Annotated in this window: 11 protein-coding genes; all 11 read left to right on the forward strand. The window is 72.1% G+C overall.

Annotated elements, in window-relative coordinates; translation table 11 throughout:
• The first annotated feature begins 30 nt into the window (after positions 1-30).
• The 11 genes from DDQ41_RS16150 (at position 31) to DDQ41_RS16200 (ending at position 24,544) form a co-directional block, all read left to right on the forward strand.
• Complete coding sequence (locus tag DDQ41_RS16150) at positions 31-5,103, forward strand: non-ribosomal peptide synthetase (protein WP_109295123.1); 5,073 nt, start codon at positions 31-33, stop codon at positions 5,101-5,103.
• A complete protein-coding gene (locus DDQ41_RS16155; RefSeq protein WP_109295124.1) occupies positions 5,100-15,932 on the forward strand; it encodes a non-ribosomal peptide synthetase in 10,833 nt (3,610 codons plus the stop codon). Before DDQ41_RS16150 ends, DDQ41_RS16155 begins: the two co-directional genes overlap by 4 nt.
• 85 nt (positions 15,933-16,017) lie before the next feature.
• Entirely contained in the window at positions 16,018-16,941 is a 924-nt protein-coding gene (locus tag DDQ41_RS16160; protein ID WP_109295125.1) for an ornithine carbamoyltransferase, read from the forward strand.
• The gene (locus DDQ41_RS16165) at positions 16,938-18,257 is read left to right on the forward strand and encodes an MFS transporter (protein ID WP_109297763.1); all 1,320 of its coding nucleotides are present in this window, start codon (positions 16,938-16,940) and stop codon (positions 18,255-18,257) included. The genes DDQ41_RS16160 and DDQ41_RS16165 overlap by 4 nt, the downstream gene beginning before the upstream one ends.
• Before the next feature lie 73 nt (positions 18,258-18,330).
• Positions 18,331-19,014, forward strand: a complete 684-nt coding sequence (locus DDQ41_RS16170) for a thioesterase II family protein (protein ID WP_262508476.1) — start codon at positions 18,331-18,333, stop codon at positions 19,012-19,014.
• A gap of 4 nt (positions 19,015-19,018) precedes the next feature.
• The gene (locus tag DDQ41_RS16175) at positions 19,019-19,957 is read left to right on the forward strand and encodes a TauD/TfdA family dioxygenase (RefSeq protein ID WP_109295127.1); all 939 of its coding nucleotides are present in this window, start codon (positions 19,019-19,021) and stop codon (positions 19,955-19,957) included.
• Between the two features lie 48 nt (positions 19,958-20,005).
• The gene (locus tag DDQ41_RS16180) at positions 20,006-20,773 is read left to right on the forward strand and encodes a 4'-phosphopantetheinyl transferase family protein (protein ID WP_109295128.1); all 768 of its coding nucleotides are present in this window, start codon (positions 20,006-20,008) and stop codon (positions 20,771-20,773) included.
• Positions 20,770-21,693 carry a TauD/TfdA family dioxygenase gene (locus tag DDQ41_RS16185; protein WP_109295129.1) on the forward strand — a complete coding sequence of 308 codons (924 nt, stop codon included), beginning with the start codon at positions 20,770-20,772 and terminating at the stop codon, positions 21,691-21,693. The genes DDQ41_RS16180 and DDQ41_RS16185 overlap by 4 nt, the downstream gene beginning before the upstream one ends.
• 133 nt (positions 21,694-21,826) lie before the next feature.
• Positions 21,827-22,099, forward strand: coding sequence for an MFS transporter (locus DDQ41_RS16190; protein WP_109295130.1), 273 nt, complete (start codon positions 21,827-21,829; stop codon positions 22,097-22,099).
• A gap of 134 nt (positions 22,100-22,233) precedes the next feature.
• Positions 22,234-23,931 carry an IS1634 family transposase gene (locus DDQ41_RS16195; protein WP_109297466.1) on the forward strand — a complete coding sequence of 566 codons (1,698 nt, stop codon included), beginning with the start codon at positions 22,234-22,236 and terminating at the stop codon, positions 23,929-23,931.
• 352 nt (positions 23,932-24,283) lie between these two features.
• Entirely contained in the window at positions 24,284-24,544 is a 261-nt protein-coding gene (locus DDQ41_RS16200; protein WP_109295131.1) for a hypothetical protein, read from the forward strand.
• The last annotated feature ends 484 nt before the right edge of the window (positions 24,545-25,028 follow it).

Genomic DNA, 25,028 nt, shown 5'->3' on the forward strand with positions numbered 1-25,028 from the left:
CCGACACCCAGGTCTGTGACAGGAGTTGCCGTGAACGCCGAACTGCTTCCGGAACGCTTCGCCGAGCAGGCGTTCCGTACGCCGCACGCCGTTGCCGTCGTCGACGGCGACCGGGCGGTGACGTACGAGGAGCTGGACTGTGCGTCCGCACGCATGGCCCGCTGCCTTCGGGGCCTGGGCGCAGGGCCCGAGACGCTCGTCGGGGTGAGCCTGCCCCGCGGGCTCGACCTGGTGGTCACGCTGCTGAGCGTGTGGCGGGCCGGGGCGGGCTACGTCCCGCTCGACCCCGCCCAGCCCTCGGCGCGGCTGTCGGACCTGATCCGCGACTCCGGGGTGGACCTGGTGCTGGCCGCACCGGAGCTGGACGTCGCCGTGCGCCAGGCCGGAGCCCGCCGCGTCGATCCCCGTGAGCTTCCCGAGGCCGGCGACGCCCCCGGGGACGGCGTCGCCGCGGGCCCCGACAACGTCGCGTACGCCATCTTCACCTCCGGTTCCACCGGCCGCCCCAAGGCCGTGGTCGTCACCCACGCGGGCATCGCCCGGCGGGTCGGCTGGACCGTGGAGCGGCATGGGCTCGGTCCCGGTGAGCGGGTGCTGCAGAAGACGACTGTCGGCTTCGACGCGGCCGGCTGGGAGATCTTCGCCCCGCTGGTCTGCGGCGGTACCGTGGTGCTGGCCCCGGCGGGTGCCGAGCACGACCCGGCGGCGCTGCTGCGCGCGGTCGGCGACTTCGGCGTGACCGTGCTGCAGGTGGTGCCGTCGGTGCTGCGGCTGCTGGTGGCGGAAGACGGCTGGGAATGCTGCGACGCGCTGCGGTTGCTGTTCTCGGCCGGTGAGCCGCTGCATTCCGAACTGGTCGCCCGGGTGCGGGAGAAGGCCGGCGAGGGCGTCGAGGTGTGGAACACCTACGGTCCGACCGAGTGCTCCATCGATGTCACCGCGCAGCAGGCCGACCCGTCCGTCACCACCGGCGCGGTGCCCATCGGCCGCCCGCTGCCCGGCACGAAGCTGCTCGTCCTCGACGCGAACGGCGCCCCGGTTCCGCTGGGCGTCCCCGGCGAGCTGTACGTCGGCGGCCCGCAGGTCGCCCGTGGCTATGCCGGCCGCCCCGACCTGACCGCCGATCGGTTCGTGCCCGACCCGTACGCCACCGAGCCCGGCGCCCGCCTCTACCGAACCGGCGACCAGGTGCGCTGGCGTGCCGACCACACCCTGGAGTACCGGGGCCGCCTCGACGACCAAGTGAAGGTCAACGGGGTGCGCATCGAGCCGGGCGAGATCGAGGCCGCGCTCGCCGCCCACCCGTCGGTCACCGGCGCGGTCGTCACCGCGTATCCGGCCGAGGACGGCGGCAAGCGGCTGGCCGCGCATCTGACGGTGAGCGCCGCAGTGGACGGCGCCGAGCTGCGCGTGTTCCTGGCCGAACGGCTGCCCGACAGCCATGTGCCGTCCTTCTTCCACACGCTCGACGCCTTCCCGCAGCTGCCCAACGGCAAGGTGGACCGCGCCGCGCTGCCCAGCCCCGAGGAGATCGCCGCCGCCCGGCAGCCGGAGTACACCGTCCCGCGCGACGCCGCGGAGGAGATGGTGGCCGGCGTCTGGGCCGAACTGCTCCGCAAGGAGCGCGTCGGAGCGTTCGACGACTTCTTCGCCCTGGGCGGCACCTCACTGCAACTCACCCGGCTGGCGGCGAGACTGCGCGCCGCGTCCAGCGAGAAGGTCTCGCTGCGGGGTCTGTTCGCAGCCACGACGGTCGAGGCCCAGGCCAAGCTGCTCGCCGCGCCACCGCCCGGCACGCAGCCCGACCCGACGGGAACTACCGTCGTCGGCGCCCAGCCCGTCCCGGCCGACGACGAGCCCGACATCCTCCCGGTGCCGCGCTCCGGCGAGCTTCCGCTCTCCTCCGGACAGCGTCGCCTGTGGTTCCTGGACCGGATGCACCCCGGCAGCCCCGAGTGGGTGGCCCCGCTGTTCCTGCGGCTGCCCGCCGAGCTGGCGCCGGAGGCGGTGGGGCGCGCCCTGGACGTGCTGGCCGCCCGGCACGAACCGCTGCGCACCCGGTACGTCGCTGAGGGTGGCGAGCCCCGCCAGGTCATCGACGACCCGGGCGCCGCCCGGGTCGAGCTGCGCGTCGAGGAAGCCGGGCGCGCAGAGGTGCCCGCCCTGTTCGGTGAGCAGTTCGCGCGCGGCTTCGACCTGGCCGAGGGGCCGTTGTGGCGGGCGCTGCTGGTGCGGCTGGCCGGCGAGGACCACTTGCTGATGCTGACACTGCACCACATCACCTGCGACGGCTGGTCGACGGTGGCCCTGGACCGCGAGCTGCGCGAGCTGTGCGCCGCGTATCAGGACGGCCGCGAGCCGGAACTGCCCGCGCTGGCCATGCAGTATGCCGACTACGGGGCATGGCAGCACGCCTGGCTCACCGAGGAGGTCGTCGAGGGCGAGTTGACCCACTGGCGGACCGCCCTCGACGGCATCGGCCCGCTCGACCTGCCGGCCGACCGGCCCCGGCCCGCGGTCCGCGACCCGCGCGGCGCGATGGTCCCCTTCCGGGTCCCGGCCGGGACGGCCGCCGGCCTCGACGAGTTGGGCCGTGCGCACGGTGCGACCCCGTTCATGACGCTGCTGACGGCGTACGCCACGCTCCTGGCCCGATACAGCGGCCAGTGGGACGTGCCCGTCGGCACCCCGGTGGCGGGCCGCACCCGGCCCGAGACCGAGAACATGGTCGGCTTCTTCCTCAACTCCCTGGTCGTGCGCTGCGCACTGTCCGCCGAACTGACCTTCACCGAGGCCCTGCGGCGGGTCCGGGACACCGCCCGCACGGCCTTCGTCCACCAGGAGCTGCCCTTCGAGCGGCTCGTCGACGAGCTCCAGCCCGAACGCGACCTATCCCGCACGCCCCTCTACCAGGCCGCCTTCGACCTGCACAGTGAGGGCGTGACCTCCGTCGTCACCGACGACTCGGACCTGGCTGCGTTCACCGAGGTCTGGCAGGTGGCGAAGACCGACCTGTCGCTGTTCATGCGGCAGACCCCCGAGGGCGCCCTGGACGGTGTCCTGGAGTACGCGACCTCGCTGTTCGAGCGGGCCACCGCCGAGCGGATGGCCGGCCACTTCCTCACTCTGCTCGACCGGGTCGCGCAGCACCCCGGAACGCCCCTCGGCGAGCTGGAGCTGCTCGGCGACGACGAGCGCCGTCTGCTGGTCGACGAGTGGAACGACACGGCGTACGAGCACGACGAGCGCACCGTCGTCGAGCGCTTCGAGGAGCAGGCCCGCACCGCCCCTGAGCGCACTGCCCTGGCCTTCGGCGCCCGAACCGTCCCGTACGGGGAGCTGAACACCGTCGCCAACCGGCTCGCCCACCAGCTGCGCACCCTGTGCGACGGCGCCGAGTCACGCGTCGCGGTCCTGCTCGACCGGGGCCCGGACCTGGTGACCGCGCTGCTCGCGGTGTGGAAGGCCGACAGCGCCTACGTGCCGGTCGACCCGTCGTACCCGGCGGAGCGCATCGCCGCGATGTGCGAGGCGGCCGGGGTACGGGTGGTGGTGACCTCTTCGGCGTACGAGCAGCGGTTCACCGTACCCGGGCTGCGGGTGCTGCGGGTGGACGCCGACGCGGCCGAGATCGCCGTACGCCCTGCCGACGCGCCCGCACGCACCAGGGACCTGGACCGGCTGGCGTACACCGTCTTCACCTCGGGCTCGACCGGCACGCCCAAGGGCGTCGAGGTCACCCACCGGGGGCTGACCAACCATGTGGCGTGGGCCGCGCGGGAGCTGGCCGGACGGGACTACGGCGGCGCGGCGCTGTTCTCCTCGGTCGCCTTCGACCTGGTGGTGCCGAACCTGTGGGCGCCCCTGGTCACCGGCCAGCGGCTGGTCCTGCTGCCGCAGGACACGGACACGTCCGAGCTGGGCAAGCGTCTTGCGGAGGCCGCCCCGTTCAGCTTCCTGAAGCTGACGCCGGGACATCTGGACATCCTCGCCCACCAGCTGTCCCCCGCCCAGGCGGGCGCCCTCACCCCGGTCATGGTGGTGGCGGGCGAGCCGTTCACCCGTGACACGCTCGCGCGCTGGCGGGAGCTGGCCCCGGACATGACACTGATCAACGAGTACGGGCCGACCGAGGCGTCCGTCGGAACCTCGGTCCATCCCGTGCCGCCCGAGGGCGCCGGGCCGGTTCCGGACGTCCTGCCGATCGGGCGAGCGCTGCCCAACATGACGATGTACGTGCTGGACGCGGCGATGCGGCCGGTCCCGGTCGGCGTGGCCGGGGAGCTGTACGTGGGCGGCACGGTTGTCGCCCGCGGCTACGCGGGCCGGCCCGAGATGACCGCCGAGCGGTTCGTACCCGACCCGTACGCCGGCGAACCCGGCGCCCGCCTCTACCGCACCGGGGACCTGGTCCGCCGACTGCCCGACGGCGCCGTGTCCTTCCTGGGCCGGCTCGACGACCAGGTCAAGATCCGCGGCTATCGCGTCGAACTCGGCGAGGTTCAGGCCGTGGTGGCGGCGCACCCCGCGGTGCGCGACGCGGTGGTCGTCGTCCACCGGCCGGAAGGCGGCGAGCCCGCGCTGGCCTGCTATGCGGTGCCCACCGAGCCCGGCACCGAACTGCCCGACCTCACCGCGCACTGCGCGCCGCGGCTTCCGGAGTACATGATCCCGGCGACCTTCACCGCGCTGGAGGCCGTCCCGGTCAACGCCAACGGCAAGGTCGACCGCAGGGCGCTGCCCGCACCCGGACTGCTCGACAGCGACGCGCACGTCCCGCCGCGCGGTCCGGTCGAGGAGGCCGTCGCGGAGATCTGGGCCGACCTGCTCGGCGTCCAGGCCGGGGCGCACGACAACTTCTTCCACATCGGCGGCAATTCGATCCTCGCGATCCGCCTGATCTCCCGGATCCAGCAGGAGTACGGGATCGACTTCGCCGTCCGCACGGTCTTCGAGGGCCCGACGGTCGCTCAGCTCGCGGCCGTCGTCGAGGAGCGCGTCGCCGCGGAGGTGGCCGCGCTGTCCGACACCGAACTGCTGAACGCCGTCGGCACCCTTCCCACCGCCGACACCACATCGCGGAGCAAGGAGCACCTGGCATGAGCACCGGGAACATGGACACGCCCGTCGTCTCGGGCACCGATGCCGACGCGCTCCGTGCTGAGCTGCTGCGCCGCCGTCTCGCCGGCGGCAGTGCCGCCGCACCGCGCCGTACGGGGATCCCGCGCGCCGACCGCGGCGCCCCGCTGCCGCTGTCGTACGGACAGCAGCAGATGTGGTTCCTCAGCCGACTGGAGCCCGACAGCCCCGAGTACCTCGTGCCGCTGGTGCTGCGGCTGCGCGGCCCGCTCGACGCCGACGCCCTGGATCTGGCCTGGCAGGTGGTGGTGGAACGGCACGAGATCCTCCGCACCCGCTACATCCTGCGGGACGACGAGCCGGTCCAGGTCGTTGACGCCCCCGGCCCGCTGCCGCTGGTGCGTTCTCAGGCCGCGGATGACAAGGCGGCGCACGCCCTGGTCGAGGCGGACCTGTCCCGCACCTTCGATCTGGGCCGCGACTGGCCGGTGCGCGGTCGGCTGATCCGGTTGTCCGCCGACGAGCACGTGCTCGCGGTGGTCTTCCACCACATCGCCTGCGATGCGTGGTCCACGCAGGTTTTCGGCCAGGAGCTGAGCGAGCTGTACAACGGCGCGGCCCCGGCCCCGCTCGCCGTGCAGTACGCCGACTACGCGGCCTGGCAGCGCGAGCAGCTCACCCAAGACGTGATGACACGTCACATCGAATACTGGGCGGACCGGCTGGCGGACCTCCCTCCTCTCGATCTGCCCGCGGACCGGCCGCGTCCAGCGGTGCGGGACGGTGCGGGCGCCACGGTGCCGTTCGAGGTGCCGGAACCGCTCGCGGCCCGGCTGCGCGACCTGGCGGCCGCCCAGGACAGCACGCTGTTCATGCTGTTCCTCGCCGCCTACCAGACCCTGCTGGCCCGCTACACGGGCCGCACCGACATCGCGGTCGGCACCGTCGTCTCCGGCCGCGGCCGCCCGGAGCTGCAGCAGCTGATCGGCTACGGCATCAACACCCTGTTGATGCGCGGCGACCTGTCCGGCGACCCGACGTTCACCGAGCTGCTGGCCCGCACCCGCGCCACGGTTCTGGACGCCTACGACCACCAGGAGCTGCCCTTCGCCCGGGTCGTCGAGGAGATCGGGCCGGAGCGCGACCTGTCGCGCACCCCGCTGTTCCAGGTCGCGTTCACCCTGCACGGCGACCGGGATGCCGCATTCGTGCTGCCTGGCATCGAGGCGTCGCCCTTCGAGGGATCGGGACAGGTCGCCAAGTTCGACCTGGACCTGCAGCTGCGCGAGGGCGGGGACGGATCGCTCGGCGGGCACCTGGAGTACGCGACGGCGCTGTTCGACCGTACGACGGTGGAGCGGTTCCGCAGCCATCTGCTGCGCCTGCTCACCGACATCGCAGCCGCCCCCATCGCGCAGCTGTCCGCGCTGGAGATCATCGGGGACGAGGAGCGGGCCGTGCTGATCCGTCCGGCCGAACAGCCGGGCCCGGTGACCCGTCGTGTGCACGAGCTGTTCGAGGAACAGGCCACGCGCACCCCGGACCACGTCGCCGTCTCCTTCGCGGGCACCACGCTGACCTATGCCGAGCTCAACGCCCGCGCCAACCGCATCGCCCATGCCCTGATCGCCAAGGGGGCCGGCCCGGAGACCCTGGTCGGTCTCAGCCTGGAGCGGGGCATCGAGCTGATCCCCGCACTGCTCGGCATCCTGAAGTCCGGCGCCGCGTACCTGCCGCTGGACCCGGCGAACCCCGCGGACCGGATCGCCTACATCGTGGACGACGCCCAGGCCCCCGTCGTCGTCACCTCGCAGGCCCACGCCCGCCTGTTCGAGGGGAAGCTGCTGCTGCTTGACGGGGACGAGGATCTCATCGCGGCCCATCCCGACACCGACCCGGCCGTCGCCGGCAGTCCGGAGAACCTGATCTACACGATCTACACCTCGGGTTCGACCGGCAGGCCCAAGGGGGTCGCGCTCACCCACAGCAACGTGGTCCGCCTCATGGACCGCGGCCACGAGCACTTCACCTTCACCGAGACGGACGTGTGGACACTGTTCCACAGCTACGCCTTCGACTTCTCCGTGTGGGAGATGTGGGGAGCGCTGCTGTACGGCGGCCACCTCGTCGTCGTCCCGGACTCCGTCGTGCGCTCCCCCGAGGAGTTCCTCAACCTCCTGGTGCGCGAACGGGTCACGTTCCTGAACCAGACGCCGACCGCGTTCCGTGCCCTGGTCGGCACCGATGCCGAGCTGGCCCTGCGCGCGGTGGTCTTCGGGGGCGAGAAGCTGGAGGTGTCCGATCTGCGGCCTTGGGCCGAGCGGTTCGGTCTCGACCGGATCGCCCTGGTCAACATGTACGGGATCACCGAGACCACCGTCCACACCACCTACCACCGCGTGACCGGACAGGACCTGGACGCGCAGGGGGCCAGTCCGGTCGGCCGGCCGCTGGCGGACCTGAGCGTCTGTCTGCTCGACGCGGACGGCCAGCCCGTGCCGGTGGGCGTACCCGGGGAGATCTGCGTGGGCGGCGCCGGTGTGGCGCGCGGCTACCTCAATCGGCCGCGGCTGACCGCGGAGCAGTTCGTGCCCGACCCGTACGGGCCACCCGGGTCCCGCCTGTACCGCAGCGGTGACCTGGCCCGCCGGCTGGCGGACGGGCAGCTGGAGTTCCTGGGCCGCATCGACGACCAGGTCAAGATCAGGGGCTTCCGCATCGAACTCGGTGAGATCGAGACCTCGCTGGCCGTCCACCCGGATGTGCGGGACGCGGTCGTGCTGGTGCGCGAGGACACCCCCGGCGACGAGCGGCTGGTCGCGTATGTGACCCCGGCCGACGAGGCCGTGCCAGCTCCGGGCGCCCTGCGCTCTCATCTGGCTGGCCGACTGCCCGAGTACATGGTCCCGGCCGCGTTCGTCGTCCTGGAGGCGCTGCCGTTGACCACCAACGGCAAGCTCAACAAGCGGGCCCTGCCCGCGCCCGGCCGGGAAGCCCTGGGACCGGCGGGATCCGTCGCCCCCCGCACGGTCACCGAGGAACGCATCGCCGCCGTGTGGGCAGATGTCCTGGGCCTGGAGCAGGTCGGCGTCGAGGACGGCTTCTTCGAGCTGGGCGGGCATTCCATCCGTGCCGTCGCCCTCGTGGGCCGGCTGCGGGCCATCGGCTACGACCTCGCCGTGCGCGACGTCTTCGAGCATCGCACCGTCGCCCGCATCGCCGAACTGGTCACCGGACGCCCGGCGCCGACCGACACCGGCCGTACGGCCGAGCCGTTCTCGCTGATCACGGCTCAGGACGCGGCCCGGCTTTCGGAGGGCGTCGTCGACGCGTACCCGCTGTCGCAGGTGCAGCTCGGCATGGTTGTGGAAATGCTGACCGACGACGGCAGGCACCCGTACCACAACGCCACGTCGTTCAGGATCCGCGACGAACAGCCGTTCTCCGCGGAGGCGCTGCGCGAGGCCGCCGCCGTGGTCACCGCCCGACACGACGTCCTGCGCACCTCCTTCGATCTCACCGGGTACTCCGTACCGATGCAGCTGGTGCATGCAGCCGTCGAGCTGCCGATCGGTGTGCGCGACGTCTCTCATCTGTCCGAGGACCAGCTCCTGTCGGAACTTCGGGAGTTCGTCCGGCAGGAACGCGCTGCCCTGTTCGATCTGACGACGCCGCCGCTGCTGCGCCTGCACGCGCACGTGGCCGGTGACGGAAGCTGGTGGATCACCAACACCGAGTGCCACGCGATCCTGGACGGCTGGAGCCACCACTCGCTGCTGATGGAGATCCTGGAGGAGTACGGCCGCATCCGCGACGGCCGGGAGCCCGCCGGGTCCGGCACCCCGGCCGTCCGCTTCGCCGACTTCATCGCCGCGGAACTGGACGCCCTGGGCTCCGAGGAGTCCCGCGCCTACTGGCAGTCCGTCGTCGACGGCTACCCGCCGCTGACCGTGCCCGCCGCGTGGCACGGCCGCCCGGACGACGCCGGCGCCCCCCATCGCGTCCCCGTGCCCTTCCACGACCTGGAGGACAGGCTGCGCGCACTGGCCTCCAAGGCGGGCTCCTCGCTCAAGAGCGTGCTGCACGCGGCTCACCTCAAGACGCTCAGCATGCTGACGGAGGAGGAGCGCTTCTTCACCGGTCTGGTGTGCAACGCACGGCCCGAGGTGCTCGGCGCCGACTGGGTCTACGGCATGCACCTGAACACGCTGCCGTTCGCGTACGACCGTTCCGCGGCCACCTGGCGCGAGCTGGTCGCCGCCGTGTTCGCCCGCGAGGTAGAACTGTGGCCGCACCGCACCTACCCGATGCCGGTCATCCAGCGTGAACTCGCCGACACCGAGCGGCTGGTCGAGATGCGGTTCAGCTACCACGACTTCGACCAGGTCGACCACGACCAGGTCGACTACCTGGCGAGCATCGACGACAGTCCCACCGAGTTCTCGCTCGGCGTCTCGGCCCGCATCGGCCACCTCGTCCTCACCGCCTCCCCGCGTGCCCTGAGCCGCAGCGCCACGGACCGGCTCGCACAGATGCTGCGCCAGGTCCTGGAGGCGATGGCCGCGGATGCCGAGGGCGACGCCCAGGTCACCTTCCTGCCCGAGGGCGAGCGGGAGCGGCAGCTGGCGGAGTGGAACGACACCGCCTACGAGGCCGAGGCCGCCTCCGTGCTCCAGCTGTTCGAGGCGCAGGCCGCCCGCACCCCGGACGCGGTCGCCGTCGACCACGCGGGCGCCACCGTCTCCTATGCCGACCTGGACGCCCGTGCCAACCGGCTCGCCCACCACCTGCGCGGCCTCGGCGTCACGGCCGAGTCCCGGGTGCTGGTCCGGATGGACCGCGGCCCCGACCTGTTGACCGCCCTGCTAGCGGTGTGGAAGGCGGGCGGCGCCTACGTCCCGGCCGACCCGTCCTACCCGGCGGCCCGGGTCACCGCCATGCGTGAGGCCTCCGCGGCCGTGGTGACGCTCAGCGAGCTGCCGGACCTGGCCGGGCTACCGGCTTCCGCGCCGGTGCGGGTGGACGATCTGGACCGGCTGGCCTATGTCATCTTCACCTCCGGCTCCACCGGCACTCCCAAGGGTGTCGAGGTCACCCACCGCGGTCTGGTCAACCACGTGGCCTGGGCGGCCCGCGAACTCGCCGCGCGCGGCACCGGAGGCGCCCCGCTGTTCTCCTCGGTCGCCTTCGACCTGGTCGTCCCCAACCTGTGGGCGCCGCTCGTGACCGGGCAGGCCGTGCACACGGTGGGGCAGCACGTCACCCTGGCCGACCTGGGCGAGCACCTGGTCGCCTCGGGGCCGTACAGCTTCGTCAAGCTGACCCCGGGGCATCTGGACGTACTGGCCCAGCAGCTCACCGCCGAGCAGGCGGCCGCGCTGGCGCCGGTGCTGGTGGTGGCGGGCGAGGCCTTCACCCGCGCCACGCTGGAGCGTTGGAGCGCGCTCGCACCGAACACGGAGCTGATCAACGAGTACGGGCCGACCGAGGCGTCCGTGGGCTCCACGATCTTCCCGGTTCCCGGTGACACCGAGGCCGACGTCCTGCCGATCGGGCGTCCGCTGCCGAACATGCGGACGTATGTGCTGGATGCGGGGATGCATCCGGTGCCGGTGGGTGTGCCCGGTGAGCTGTATGTCGGCGGCACGGGCGTGGCGCGCGGTTACGCGGGCCGCTCCGACCTGACTGCTGAGCGCTTCGTGCCGGACCCGTACGGTGATTCACCGGGTACCCGCCTGTACCGCACCGGTGACCTGGTGCGTCAGCTCTCCGACGGGGCCGTCGAGTTCCTCGGCCGTATCGACGACCAGGTCAAGATCCGCGGCTACCGCGTCGAACTCGGCGAGATCCAGGCCGTCCTCACCGAACACCCCGCGGTCCGCGAGGCGTTCCTCACCGTCCACGAGGGCCCGCTGACCGCGTACTATGCGCCGGCCGACGCGTCCGCAGACTCCGTACGCGCCCATCTGGCCGACCGGCTGCCCGAGTACATGCTGCCCGGGACTCTGATCGCTCTGGACGCCCTGCCGCTGAACGCCAACGGCAAGGTCGACCGGCGTGCCCTGCCCGCCCCGGACGCCGATGCGGCCGTGGACGACGGTCATGTCGCGCCGCGCACGGTGACCGAGGAGCGGATCGCCGGGATATGGGCCCAGGTGCTGGGGCGGGACCGGGTCGGTGTCGAGGACGGCTTCTTCGAGATCGGCGGCCACTCCATCCGCGCCGTCGCGCTCGTCGGCGCGCTGCGCGCGGCCGGATTCGACATCGGGGTCAGGGACGTCTTCGAGCACCGCACGGTCGCCGAGCTGAGCGAGTTCCTCACCGGCCGCCCCGCGCGCACCGAGGTGGATGTGCCCGTCGAGCGGTTCGCGCTGATCGGCGCCGAGGACCGGCAGACGCTCCCGGGCGACGCCGTGGACGCCTACCCGCTGACGCAGGTGCAGCTCGGCATGGTCCTGGAGATGCTGGCGGACGACACCGGGCACGCCTACCACAACGTCTCCTCGTTCCGGATCAGCGAGCCGGAGCCGTTCTCGGAGCCGGCGCTGCGCGTCGCCGCCGACGTGGTCGCGGCCCGCCACGAGATGCTACGCACCTCCTTCCACCTCGACGGCTGCACACAGCCGCTCCAGGTGGTGCACTCCGAGGCCACCGTCCCAGTGGCCGTGCACGACCTGAGGGAGCTGAACGAAGAGCAACGGCGTGCCGCCGTCCGGGAGTTCATCGCCCGTGAGCGCGCCGACCTGTTCGACCTGGAGCGGGCACCGCTGCTGCGGATGACCGCTCACGTCGAGGACGACGGCTGGCGGCTCGGGCTGACCGTCTGCCACGCCATCACCGAGGGCTGGAGCCACCGGGCGCTGCTGATGGAGCTGCTCGACGAGTACCGCCGGGTGCGCGACGGCGGGGAACCGTCCGAGGTGCCCACGCCGCCCGTGCGCTACGCCGATTTCGTCGCCGCCGAACTGCGCTCGCTGGAGTCGGAGCCGGACCGGGCGTACTGGCGGCGGGTCACGAGCGGCTACGCGCGCTTCTCCCTGCCGGCGGCCTGGGCCGGCGACCGCACCGCCGAGCGGGAGCGCTACCGGGTCGCCGTGCAGCTCGGCCCGTACGAGTCCGGGCTGCGCGCGCTGGCCGCCCGGGCCCGCGTCTCGGTCAAGAGCGTGCTGCTGGCCGCACATCTGAAGGTGCTCAGCCTGCTCACCGAGGAGACCCGGTTCCACTCGGGCCTGGTGTTCAGCGCCCGCCCCGAGGCGCCGGGCGCCGACCGGGTGTACGGCATGTACCTCAACTCCCTGCCGTTCGCATTCGACGCGGACCGTGACCGCACCTGGGAGGAACTGGTCCGAGACGTCTTCGCGCACGAGGCGGGCATGTGGGAGCACCGTCGGCACCCGATGCCGGCGATCCAGCACGACGCGGGGGTGGAACGCCTGCTGGACGTCCGCTTCAGCTACCAGGACTTCGACCACGTCGAAACCGAGCGCGTCGACCTGGCCGACAGCTCCGGCGAGGGCGCGACCGAGTTCGACCTCGCGGTGTCGGCGGTCTCCGGCTACCTGCTGATGGCCACGCACACCCACGCGCTGTCCCGCGAGAACGCCGACCGGCTCACCGCGCTGTACGCGGCGGTCCTGGCCGCCATAACCGAGGACCCGGCCGGCGACGCCCGCCTGGTGCCGCTGCCGGCCGAGGACCTGGAGCGGCAGCTGGTGACCTGGAACGACGCCGCGCACGAGGCCGAGATCGCCTCCGTGCTCCAGCTGTTCGAGGCGCAGGCCGCCCGCGTCCCCCACGCTCCGGCGGTGACCCTCGGGACGGAGACGGTGATGTACGCCGAGCTGGATGCGCAGGCCAACCGGCTGGCGCACGCCCTGCGGGAGCGCGGCGTCGACGCCGAAGCGCGCGTCGCGGTCCAGCTGGACCGGGGTCCCTCCCTGATCGCGGCTCTGCTCGCGGTGTGGAAGGCGGGCGGCACGTATGTGCCGGTCGACCCGTCCTGCCCGGTGGAGCGCGTCGCCTCCATCGTGGCGACCTCGGGTGCCCGGGTGGCGCTCACCTCCGAGGCGTACGCCGGCCGGTTCTCTTCCGCCCAGGTGCTGCTCGCCGACGCGCACGTCAGCGCCTGGCCCGCGACCGCGCCGGTGCGGGTGGACGATCTGGACCGGCTGGCCTATGTCATCTTCACCTCTGGCTCCACCGGTGTTCCCAAAGGTGTCGAGGTCACCCACCGTGGTCTGGTCAACCATGTGGCCTGGGCGGCCCGCGAACTCGCCGCGCGCGGCACCGGAGGTGCCGCGCTGTTCTCCTCGGTCGCCTTCGACCTGGTCGTGCCCAACCTGTGGGCACCACTGGTCACCGGGCAGCGGGTGTTCGCGGTACCCCAGGACACCGAGCCCGGGCAACTGGGCCGTGCGCTGCTGGCCGAGGCGCCGTACAGCTTCGTCAAGCTGACCCCGGGCCACCTGGACCTGCTCGCGGAGCAGCTCACCACCGAACAGGCGGATGAGCTGGCGGCGGTCGTGGTGGTGGCGGGCGAGGCGCTGCCCGGCACCACGGCGGACCGGTCGCTGGACATCCTCGGCCCCGATCGCCTGATCAACGAGTACGGCCCGACCGAGGCGTCCGTCGGCTCCACGGTCTTCCCGGTGACGGAGCCGGCCGGCCGCGAGGTGGTCCCGATCGGGCGTCCGCTGCCGAACATGCGGACATACGTGCTGGATTCGGCGATGTATCCGGTGCCGGTGGGTGTGCCGGGCGAACTGTACGTCGGCGGCACGGGCGTGGCGCGTGGGTACGCGGGCCGCCCCGACCTGACCGCGGAGCGCTTCGTGCCCGACCCGTACGGAGAGGTGCCGGGTGCTCGTCTGTACCGCACCGGCGACCTGGTCCGTCAGCTCCCCGACGGTGTCGTCGAGTTCCTCGGCCGCATCGACGACCAGGTCAAGATCCGCGGCTACCGCGTCGAACTCGGCGAGATCCAGGCCGTCCTCACCGAACACCCTGCGGTCCGCGAGGCGTTCCTCACCGTCCACGAGCCGGTGCCCGGCGACCGCCGCCTGGTGGCGTACTGGACGGCGGCGGGCGAGGCGGCCCCGGCGCCCGAGGTCCTGGCCGAGCACTGCGCGGTGCGCCTGCCCGACTACATGGTGCCCGCGGCCTTCGTGGCCCTGGACGTCATGCCGCTGAACGCCAACGGCAAGGTCGACCGGCGCGCCCTGCCGGTGCCCGACCGGGGTGCGCTGCGCACCGGCACGGAGCACGTGCCACCGCGCACGCCGACGGAGAAGGCGCTGGCCGCCATCTGGTCCGAGGTCCTCGGCGTCGAGCAGATCGGCGTCCACGACCGCTTCTTCGACCTCGGCGGTCACTCCCTGCTGATGATCAAGATCCTGGCCGCGGCCCGCGCCGCCGGCCTCGCGGTCTCGATCTACCGCATGTACCAGCATGACACCTTGATCGACCTGGCGGCGGCGGTGGACGGGGACGCGGCCGCCGCGGACGGTGGGCACGGTGCGGCCCCGGCCGCGTCCCGGGACGCGAGCCCGGCGGACGCGGACGCCACCCGGCCGCAAGCCGCGGCCTCAGGCACCGTCGAGGTGCCCGCCGAGTTGCTGGCGCAGTTGCTCCGGCAGGTCGGCGGGGAAGGCGCCGAGCAGACGAGCGAGGCGGTGACGCGGGCCGCCGCGCTGCTCTCCGCCGCGCCGCGGGACCGGGCCCCCGCCACACCGGGCGGACTCGCCGAGGGCATCGACACCGTCATGACCGAGCATCACGTGCCCGGTGTCGCCATCGCCGTCATCCGGGACGGTGCGGTGGCGGCCGTCGAGGGCCACGGCGTGCTGGCGGCCGGCAGCCACGCGCCGGTGACGGATCGCACGCTGTTCCAGGTCGGCTCCATCAGCAAGCACGTCACCGCGCTGGGCGTGCTGTGCCTGGTGGACCGGGGAATCGTCGACCTGGACGCCGACATCGACGACTACCTCACCTCCTGGCACCTCGACGAGGCAGCGGATGCTCCGGGACGCATCAGCCTGCGGATGCTGCTCGGACACCGCGCCGGGCTCGCCCGGTACCGCGGCCCCGGCTGCCGCCCCGGCGAGCCGGTGCCAAGCCTGCTCGAGCTGTTGGAGGGCAGGCCACCCGCCGCTACCCCGCGGGTGCGCCGCGAGCTGCCGCCGGGGGAGGTGTTCCGCAAGAGCAGCACGCACTACTGGGTGGTCCAGCAGGTGCTGGAGGACGTCACGGGCGAGCCGTTCGAGCCACTGATGCGGCGTCTCGTGCTGGACCCGCTCGGTCTCGCCGACAGCAGCTTCGACCAGGACCACCCGCACACCGCCGGCCTGCCCGTGGCCCTCGGCCACGACGTTCACGGCGCCCCGCTCAAGGGCGGCTGGCGCACCCGCGCCCACCTCGCCGCCGCGGGGCTGTGGACGACGGCGGCGGACACCGCCCGGTTCGTGGTCGCGGTGCGGGACGCTCTTCTCGGCGCCCCGGACGCACTGATCCCTCAGGCTCTGGCCCGGGAGTTGCTGGCGGGCGAGACCGGCACGTTCTACGGGCTCGGGACCATCGTCGACGACAGCGGCGACGACCTGGAGTTCGGGCACGGCGGCGAGCCCTCGGGCTACTGGAACATGGCGATCAGCCATCTGCACGGCGGCACCGGATTCGTCGCCCTGACCAACGCCGACTCCGGCAAGGCCGTCGTCCGACACCTGACCGCCGAACTGGGCCGCACGCACGCCGGGTTCGGCAGTGGATGCCTGGCCTCCGACTGGCGCACGGCCGAGGGCGGCGACGGGCTCCCGGCGGTCCTCGCCCCCGTCGTCACGGAGGAGGAAGGGGCATGACCCCGCGCTCCCCGCACGGGGAGCGCACAGCCCCGCCCGCCACCCATCGGCCGGCCCGCACCCCTGAAGGAAAGAGGAGCAATCCGTGGCACCCGTACGGCACCTGATCTCCATCGACGACCTCGACGACGCGGATCTGCAGGCTCTGGTCGCCCGGGGGGCGGAGTTCTCGGCCGGCACCGCCGGCCGGCCGACTCCGCTCGCCGGGGACGTCGTCGGTGTCTACTTCAGCAGGACCTCCACCCGTACCCGCACCGCCTTCTCCAGCGGCGCACTGCGTCTGGGCGCGCAGATCATCGCGTACGGCCCCGACGACCTTCAGCTCAACACCGGTGAGACCAGCGAGGACACCGGCCGGGTGATGTCCCGCATGCTCGACGTCCTCGTCGCCCGCACCGCGGGCGACCCCGCGGAGATGCGCGCCTGGGCCGCCCAGGACCGGATGGCCGTGATCAACGCGATGAGCGCCGACGAGCACCCCACCCAGGCACTGACCGACCTGACCACGATGCGCCGGCACTTCGGCCAGGTCGAGGGCTTGCGTGTGCTCTACGTAGGCGAGGGCAACAACACCGCCTCCGCGCTCTCCCTCGCCCTGACCCGCTTCCCCGGCGTCGAGTTCGAACTGCGCACTCCGCCCGGCTACGGCCTGACCCCCTCCTACCGCGAGCGCGCGGCCGAGCAGGCCGCACGGTACGGGGCAGTGTTCCGCGAGCGCCACGATATGGGCGAGTTGCCTGCCGACCTTGACGTCGTCTACACCACGCGCTGGCAGACCACCGGCACCAGCAAACCCGACCCCGACTGGCGCACGGTTTTCGCCCCGTTCCAGGTGACCGAGGCGCTGTGGGAGACCAACCCCAAGGCCGTCTTCATGCACGACCTGCCCGCGCACCGCGGCGACGAGGTCACCGCCGAGGTCCTCGACGGCCCCGCGAGCATCGCCTTCGCGCAGGCCGAGAACAAGATGCACAGCGCGATGGCGGTCCTGGATTGGTGCCGGGCATGACACACGTCGAGGGCGCCGAGGCCGTCGACGGGCCCGCCGACGGATCCGCGACGGCCGCGGAGGCAGGCCCGGACCGTCCGCTGCGCCACAACCGGGACTTCCTGCTGCTGTGGTCCGGGGCGAGCCTGTCCTTCCTCGCCGCCCGCGTCACGGCAGTCGCCTACCCGTTGATCGTGCTGTGGCACACCGGCTCCCCGCTGGCCATGTCCGTTGTGTCCACGGCGGCCCTGCTGCCGCTGCTGCTGGTGCAGTTGCCGGCCGGCGCGCTGGTGGACCGCTGGAACCGGCGGCGGCTGATGCTGGTGTGCGAGGCGGGCCGATTGGTCGCGGTCGGCAGCGTCGCGCTCGCCCTCGCAGCGGGTCGGATGACGGTGGCACACCTGGCGGCCTGTGCCTTCGTCGAGGCGTCCCTCGCGGTGTTCTACCGGCTCGCCGAACGGGGCGCCGTACGCAACATCGTGCATCCGGCGCACCTGCCGACCGCTCTCGCGCAGAACGAGGCGCGAGGCCGGGCGGCCGGGCTGCTCGGCCAGCCCGGCGGGGTGCTGCTGCAGTCGGCGGCCCGCTGGCTGCCGTTCGGCTTCGGCGCGCTCGGCTATCTGGTCTCCGCCCTCTCCCTGCTGCTGATCCGCAAGGACTTCCAGCAGGAACGCGCCGACCGTACCTGCCGGCACCGGATGGCGACGGAGGTCGCGGAGGGGATGCGCTGGCTGTGGCGGCAGCGGTTCCTGCGCGCGGCGCTCGGGTACGTCGCCGGCACCAACGTGCTGTTCCAGATGCTGGCACTCGCCCTGATCCTGCGGATCAAGGAGGCGGGGCTGCCCTCGGCGACGCTCGCCGTCGTCTTGGGGATCGGCGGCGTCGGCGGCCTGTGCGGAGCACTCGCGGGCGGCCGGATTCAGCGCCGGATGCGCCAGCGCATGCTGCTCATCGGCGGGGCCGTGGCGTGGGCGCTGCTGATCGGTGCGATGGGCCTCACCAGCGAGCCGGTGGCGCTCGGCACGCTGTACGCCGGCACCGGGTTCGTCGGCGCGGTGTTCAACGTCGGCGCGTCCGTTTACCAGGTCCGCACCACCCCCGACGCCCTTCAGGGCCGGGTCGCCGCCACGGCGGGACTCATCGGTTCCGGGACCAACGCACTCGGCTCGGTCGCGGCAGGCCTGCTTCTCGCGGCTTGGGGGGCCGAGACCACTGTCCGCGCGATCGCCGCCGCCATGGCCGTACTGGCCCTGCTCGCCGTCCTGGCACCGGATTTGAAGGGAGAGATCACGGATGACCGGACCGACACGGGCACCGGCAGCATCACGGGGGGCTGACCGGTCCGGGTGGGGGGACCCGTGGCTCAGGACCTACCCGGCCGCGTCCGGCCGGCCGCCCCGGATTCGTCTGGTGTGCTTCCCGCACGCGGGCGGAACCGCCCAGCTCTTCCACGGCTGGGCAGCACGGCTGCCCAAGGACGTGGAACTGCTCGCAGTCCGCTACCCGGGCCGTCAGGAGCGCCTGTCCGAGCCGTTCGCCGAGGACATGGCAGAGCTCGCCGACGCTGTCACCGCCGCACTCCTGCCTCGCCTAGATCGTCCGCTCGCCCTGTTCGGGCACAGCATGGGCTCGACCGTCGCCTACGAGACCGCCCTGCGGCTGCAGTCCCGGCACGGGGTCGTGCCGCGCCGGCTGATCGTCTCGGCCCGCTCGGCGCCCCACCGGATCCGCCGCACGGGCTTGCACCGTCGCGGCGACGACGAACTGCTCGCCGGGGTACGCCGACTGGGCTCGCTGGGCTCCGAGGCGTACGACATCCCCGAGCTGCGCGAACTGCTGCTGCCCGCGCTGCGCGCCGACTACCGGCTTGTCGAGAACTACCGACCCGCGTCACCGCCCGTGTCGACGTGGGCCCCGATCACCGCGTGTCTCGGGCTCCAGGACCCCGGCTGCGACCCAGACTCCGTACTGGCCTGGTCCGAGCTGACCCGGGCCGATGACTTCGCCCTGCGCGCCTACCGGGGCGACCACTTCTACCTCGCTCCCTGGGAGGCGGAGCTGGTCGCCGACATCACCAAGGATCTGGAGGCATGAACCGATGACACAGACCGACATCTGGACCCCGCTGGAGATCGAGGCCGAGTTCGGCGGCGACGCCGGCGAACTCGTCGCCCGTCTCGAGGACATGGGAACGCGGGAACTGACCCGGCTGCTGACGGAGGAGAAGGGCCTGGTCTTCCGGGGCTTCGAGGTCACCCACGATCACCTGGACGAGGTGCTGGACCTGCTGCTGCCCAACCGGCTCGCCTATGTGCACGGCAACTCGCCGCGCACCAAGGTCGGCAGCAACGTCTACACCTCCACCGAGTACCCGCAGGAGTTCACCATCTCGATGCACAACGAGATGAGCTACGCCCACGCCTGGCCGGCCCGCCTCGCTTTCTACTGCCAGATCCAGCCGGGCAGCGGCGGCGCCACCCCGGTGGTGGACGCGGGGCTGTGGCTGAACTCCCTGGACGCCGAGGTGCGCGAGGCCTTCGCGGGCGGCGTGCGCTATGTGCAGAACCTGCACGACGGCTACGGCCTGGGCAAGAGCTGGCAGGACACCTTCGAGACGACCAGCCGCGCGGATGTGGAGGCGTTCCTCGACCCGACCGGCGCCACCTGGGAGTGGCGGGCCGACGGCGGGCTGCGCGTCTCATCGGTACGCCCGGCCACCACTCGCCATCCCGTCATCGGCACGGAGGTGTGGTTCAACCAGTCCGACCAGTGGCACCCCGCCGGCCTCGGCGACGACACCGCGGCCGCCCTGGCGCAGATCCTGCCCGAGGAGGACCTGCCGCAGAACGTCACCTTCGCCGACGGCAGCCCCATCCCGGCCGCGTACGTCGAGCAGATACGCGACCGCGCCCTGGAACACGCCGTCGACGTCGACTGGCGCACCGGTGACCTCCTGGTGATCGACAACGTCCTGCTGGCCCATGGCCGCCGCCCCTTCACCGGCGAGCGCCGGATCCTGGTCGCGATGTCGGACTGACCGTCCCGCTCCGCCCACGCGCGACCCACCGATGAACGGACTGAGGCGATGACCACCGCATACGAACGGCTCAGGGACCGCAGCGCGGTCCACATCTGGCGGGGCCGGAGCCCCGACACGCTCGCGCCCGGCGACACCGACCCGCTGTCGGAGGAAGAGCGGCAAAGGGTCCGCCGTCTGCCGGACCCGGCCGCGGTGCGCTACGCGGCCGCGCACGCGGCGCTGCGCCGGGTTCTCTCCCACTACCTCGGCGTGCCGCCGGGCGAGGTGGTCCTCGGCAGACGTCCATGCCCGCGCTGTGCACACCCGCGGCACGGCCGGCCCAGGATCGAGTGGCCGCCCACCGACCTGGACTTCAACCTCTCGCGCTCCGGGCCGCACTGGCTGCTCGCCGTGGTCGTCGGCCATCGGGTCGGCGTCGACCTGGAGGGCGACCGCAGCCTGGACGTCGACGGCGCGGCCGAGCTTGTCATGAGCGCCACGGAGCTGGCACACGTCTGCTCCCGGCCCGACGAGAGCGCGCGTACCGGCGCCTTCCTCCGCTGCTGGACCCGGAAGGAAGCGGTGGTGAAGGCGATCGGCGTCGGCGTCATCACGGACCTGAGGCCAGTCGACGTACAGCCCTGCCAGGACGGCCCGGTGCTGGTCGAGCACACCGAGCCGAACAGCCCCGACACGTGGCTGGTACAGGACCTGCCGATGGTCGACGGGGTGTTCGCGGCGCTGGCCCGGGAGGCGGGCGCTGCCGGTCCCGTCGAGATCCACCGTTACGAGGAGCTGGTTCCCAGCTTGGAGACAGGAGTACTGGTCGCATGACCGCGATCGAATTCACCGCAGAGCCCGGCACCCCGGTGCACGAGTACATCGCCGCTCACCGCGAGAAGCTGCGGACGGTCCTCGGTGAGCGCGGGGCGATCCTGCTGCGCGCCTTCGAGGTCGGAGGCGTCGACGGGTTCGAAGGCGTGGTGCACGCCCTCTCCGGCAGCGCCCCGCTGCGCTACGCCGAGCGTTCCTCGCCGCGCTCCACCATCAAGGGACAGGTCTACACGTCGACGGACTACCCGGCCGACGAGGAGATCTTCCTGCACAACGAGAACTCGTACCAGGCGACCTGGCCGAACACCCTGTACTTCCACTGCATCGAGCCCGCGCACACACTGGGCGCCACCCCGCTCGCCGACATCCGCGAGGTCTACCGGCGCATCGACCCCGCGGTTCGAGAGGAGTTCGAGCGCAGAGGCTGGCAGGTCGTCCGCAACTTCCACGCCGAGTTCGGCGTGCCGTGGCAGGAGGCGTTCGGAACCCAGGACCGGGCCGCCGTCGAGCAGTACTGCCGCGGCAAGGGCATCGAACCGCACTGGCGGCCGGACGGCGGACTGCGCACCACCGCCGTACGCCGGGCCGTACACACCCACCCCGCGAGCGGCAGCCGCGTCTGGTTCAACCACGCCACGTTCTTCCACGTCACCACGCTCGCCCCGGAGGTCCAGGAGGGCCTGCGGGAGATCTGCTCCGAGGAGGACCTGCCCACCCATACGTACTACGGCGACGGCGGCCGCATCCCCGACGAGGTGATGGACCATCTGCGGGCCGCCTACCGGGCCGCGTCCACCCGCTTCGACTGGCAGCGCGACGACGTGCTCGTCGTCGACAACATGCTGGCCGCGCACGGCCGTGAACCGTTCACCGGCCCCCGCAAGGTGGCCGTCGCCATGGCGGAACCATGGGACGGGTGACAGCCGGTGCGCACGAGGTGAGAGCGGACGGCCCGGCCCCTCTGCGGCGGAACCGAGACTTCCTGGTGCTGTGGTCCCGTGCCGCCGTGTCCCTCCTGGGCAGCAGGGTCACGGGGTCTCGTATCCGCTGAGCGTGCTCTGGACCACCGACTCGCCGCTCGTGATGTCGGCGGTGTCGTTCGCCGCTCTGCTGCCGCTGCTCCGGGTGCGGCTCCCCGCCGGAGTCCTCGTCGACCGCTGGGACCGGCGGCGGCTCATGGTGATCTGCGAGGGCGTACGGGCCGTGGCACTCGGCAGCGTCGTCGACACACTCGCCGCCGGTCGGTCCTCCGCGGTCCAGCTGGCCGCCGTCGCGTTCCTGGAGACCAGCCTGGCCAATCCTGTACCTGAGTTCCGCAGTTCGTAGGCACATACGGGTCTGTCGATCAGTGTCTGCGCAGGTCACGGTGTTTCGGTGCATGCGCGTCGCGTGAATCGCGTGGGCACACGCCTAGTCCATGAGGTATTGATCTTCTTGCTGTGATCGTTGATGCTGTGGGCATGTACTTGCGGACCACCCAGCGGAAGAACAAGAACGGCACGACGGTTCGCTATGTTCAGCTCGCGCACAACCGGCGGGTGGGCGGCACTACGCAGGCCGAGGTGGTGCACAATTTCGGCCGCGAGGACCAGCTCGACACCGACGGCCTGCGCCGTCTGGTCGCCTCGATCAACCGCTACCTGGGCGAGGACGGCGCTGACGCGGCCGCTCCGGCGGCCGGCGGCGGCCTGCAGGTGACCGGCTCGCGCCCGCTCGGGGCGGTCTGGCTTCTGCAGGGCCTGTGGCGGCAGTTGGAGATCGACGCCGCCCTGAAGAAGATCCTCGGCGCGCGCCGGTTCCGCACCGACGTCGAGCGCGTGCTGTTCGCACTGGCCGCCAACCGTGCCATCGCCCCGGCCTCCAAGCTGTCGGCGGCCGAGTGGGCCGGCCGCGACGCGGTGATACCCGGCCTGGAGGCCATGGACGAGAACCAGGCATACCGGGCCATGGACCTGCTGGTGGAGGCCGACGCCCAGGCTGAAGTGCAGGAAGCGGTGTTCTTCGCGGTCGCCAACCTCCTCAACCTCGAAGTCGACCTGCTGTTCTTCGACACCACCAATACCTACTTCGAACGCGACGAACCCGACGAGGGCGAGACCCCGTTCCGCGCCTACGGCAAGAGCAAGGACCACCGCGACGACCTGCCGCAGATCACCATCGGACTGGCTGTCACCAAAGAGGGCGTCCCGGTCCGGTGTTGGTGCTGGCCCGGCGGCACCAGCGACCAGGCGATCCTGCCGCAGGTCAAGGACGACATGCGCGACTGGAAGCTGGGCCGCGTGATCACCGTGGTCGACCGCGGCTTCTCCTCCGCGGACAATCTCGCCTACCTCACCCGCGCCGGCGGCCACTACATCGCCGGGATGCGCATGCGTGACGGAGGCGACCTGGCCGAGGCCGCGCTCGCCCGGCAGGGCCGCTACCAGAGCGTCCGCGACAACCTGCGCGTCAAGGAAGTCAAGCTCGACCAGGCCCCGGGCCGGCGCTTCGTCATCTGCCACAACCCTGCCCAGGAGGAACGCGACCGTCGCCATCGCGAGGAGGCCATCAAGCGGATCGAGGCCGAACTGGAGCGGATCCGGTCCCAGCGTGAACGTGACGCCAAGCGCGCGACCACAGCCAAGGCGCGGGAGCGGGCGGAGGCCGCCCACGTGCGCGCCGAGTGCGCGCTGATCGAACACCCCACCCTGAAGCGGTGGTTGAGAACGTCGAAGAACGGACGGCTGGCCATCGACCGCGCCAAGGTCAAGGCCGAGGAGCGTCTCGACGGCAAGTACCTGCTGACCAGCTCCGATCCGCACCTGAGTGCCGAGGAGATCGCGGTCGGCTACAAGGCTCTCCTGGAAGCCGAGCGCGGATTTCGTGATCTGAAAACGGTGCTGGAACTACGACCGGTCTTTCACCGTCTCGAACACCGCATCCGCGCCCACGTGCTGCTGTGCTGGCTCGCACTGCTGCTGATCCGCGTCGCCGAACGCCGCACCGGACAGACCTGGAACCGGATCAGCACCGAACTCGGCCGCGTGCACGAGGTCACCCTCACCGGCGACGCCGGACAGATCACCCAGACCACCCCGCTCACCAGCCAGCAGGCCGCCCTCTACCGCGCCTGCGGCATCAAACCGCCGCCACGGATCACCGCCGCAGACCCGGCCTGACCAGCCACAACGTGCCCACGTGGGCACACGCCCGCACGGGCGCCATCCCGACGTTTCCGCAGCTCAATCTCTGTTTTCGACTCATCCGCATGCCTACCAACTGCGGAACTCAGGCTGTACCGCCTCGCCGAGCGCGGAGCCGTACGTACTCGGCATTCTGTTCGCCGGGACGGGAAACATCACAGGCGTCGTCAATGTCGCCGCCGTCCATCAGGTCCGCACTACCCCCGACGCCCTCCAGGGTGGGTCGCGGGCACATCGCACCTCATCGCCACCGTAGCCAATGTGCTGGGCAGCTCGGGGGTCTGGCCCTGTCCTCCTGGAGCGCCTCACTGCGGAGAGCCTCGCGCACATGTTCCGGGTCCCGGACGGGCCGTACGTCAGAGGCGGCCGGACCTTCTGCGGCGCGGGCCTCGACAGCATGGTCCTGCCCGGCGGTACCACTGTGTGGGGTGTGGCGGGCGTCGTCCACGGTTACCTCAGCGGCATAGGGGCCACCCGCGACCTGGCGTGCCGCGCCGTCTACATGATGAGTCCGCGCACCCGGGGAAACCTACGGGTGCCGCCGACGGTCCAGCCGCTGCTCACTGCGGCCCTCACACCCGGCCACTGATACACGCGGCGGGCTCGGTACTCACGGGAGTGCCGGGTCCCGCGGTGTCCGCGGACGGAGCGGCATCCAGGCCGGGGCCGTGCTGCTGTTCTGTACCCTCGCAGGCCGGGGCCGGATCAGGCGGTATCCGCGGCTTTGCCACTTCGACCGGCAGCGCGACGACGTCATCGTCGTCGACAACACGCTACCCGCGCACGGCCGCGCACCGTTCACCGGCCGCCTGAAGAACGCGGTGGCGAGGGCGAGTCCCTCCGCTCCAGTCGCAGACCGACAAAGCGGCCGGACCGACACACCCCAGACGACAATGCCGGATCCCCACCACAGCGGTGGCGGCGGCCCACGCCAGGCCAACGGCCTCAGACTCCCGTGCCACCTCACCGGAACAAGGCCGACGGCGGGGACGCCTCCCAGGGCGTCCCCGCCGTCGTTCGTCCGCGCCGCGGCCACGAGGGTGTCGCGCGACGCGGAGGCGGCGCCGGACGGA

The organism is Streptomyces spongiicola (genome assembly GCF_003122365.1).
Classification (GTDB): Bacteria; Actinomycetota; Actinomycetes; order Streptomycetales; family Streptomycetaceae; genus Streptomyces; species Streptomyces spongiicola.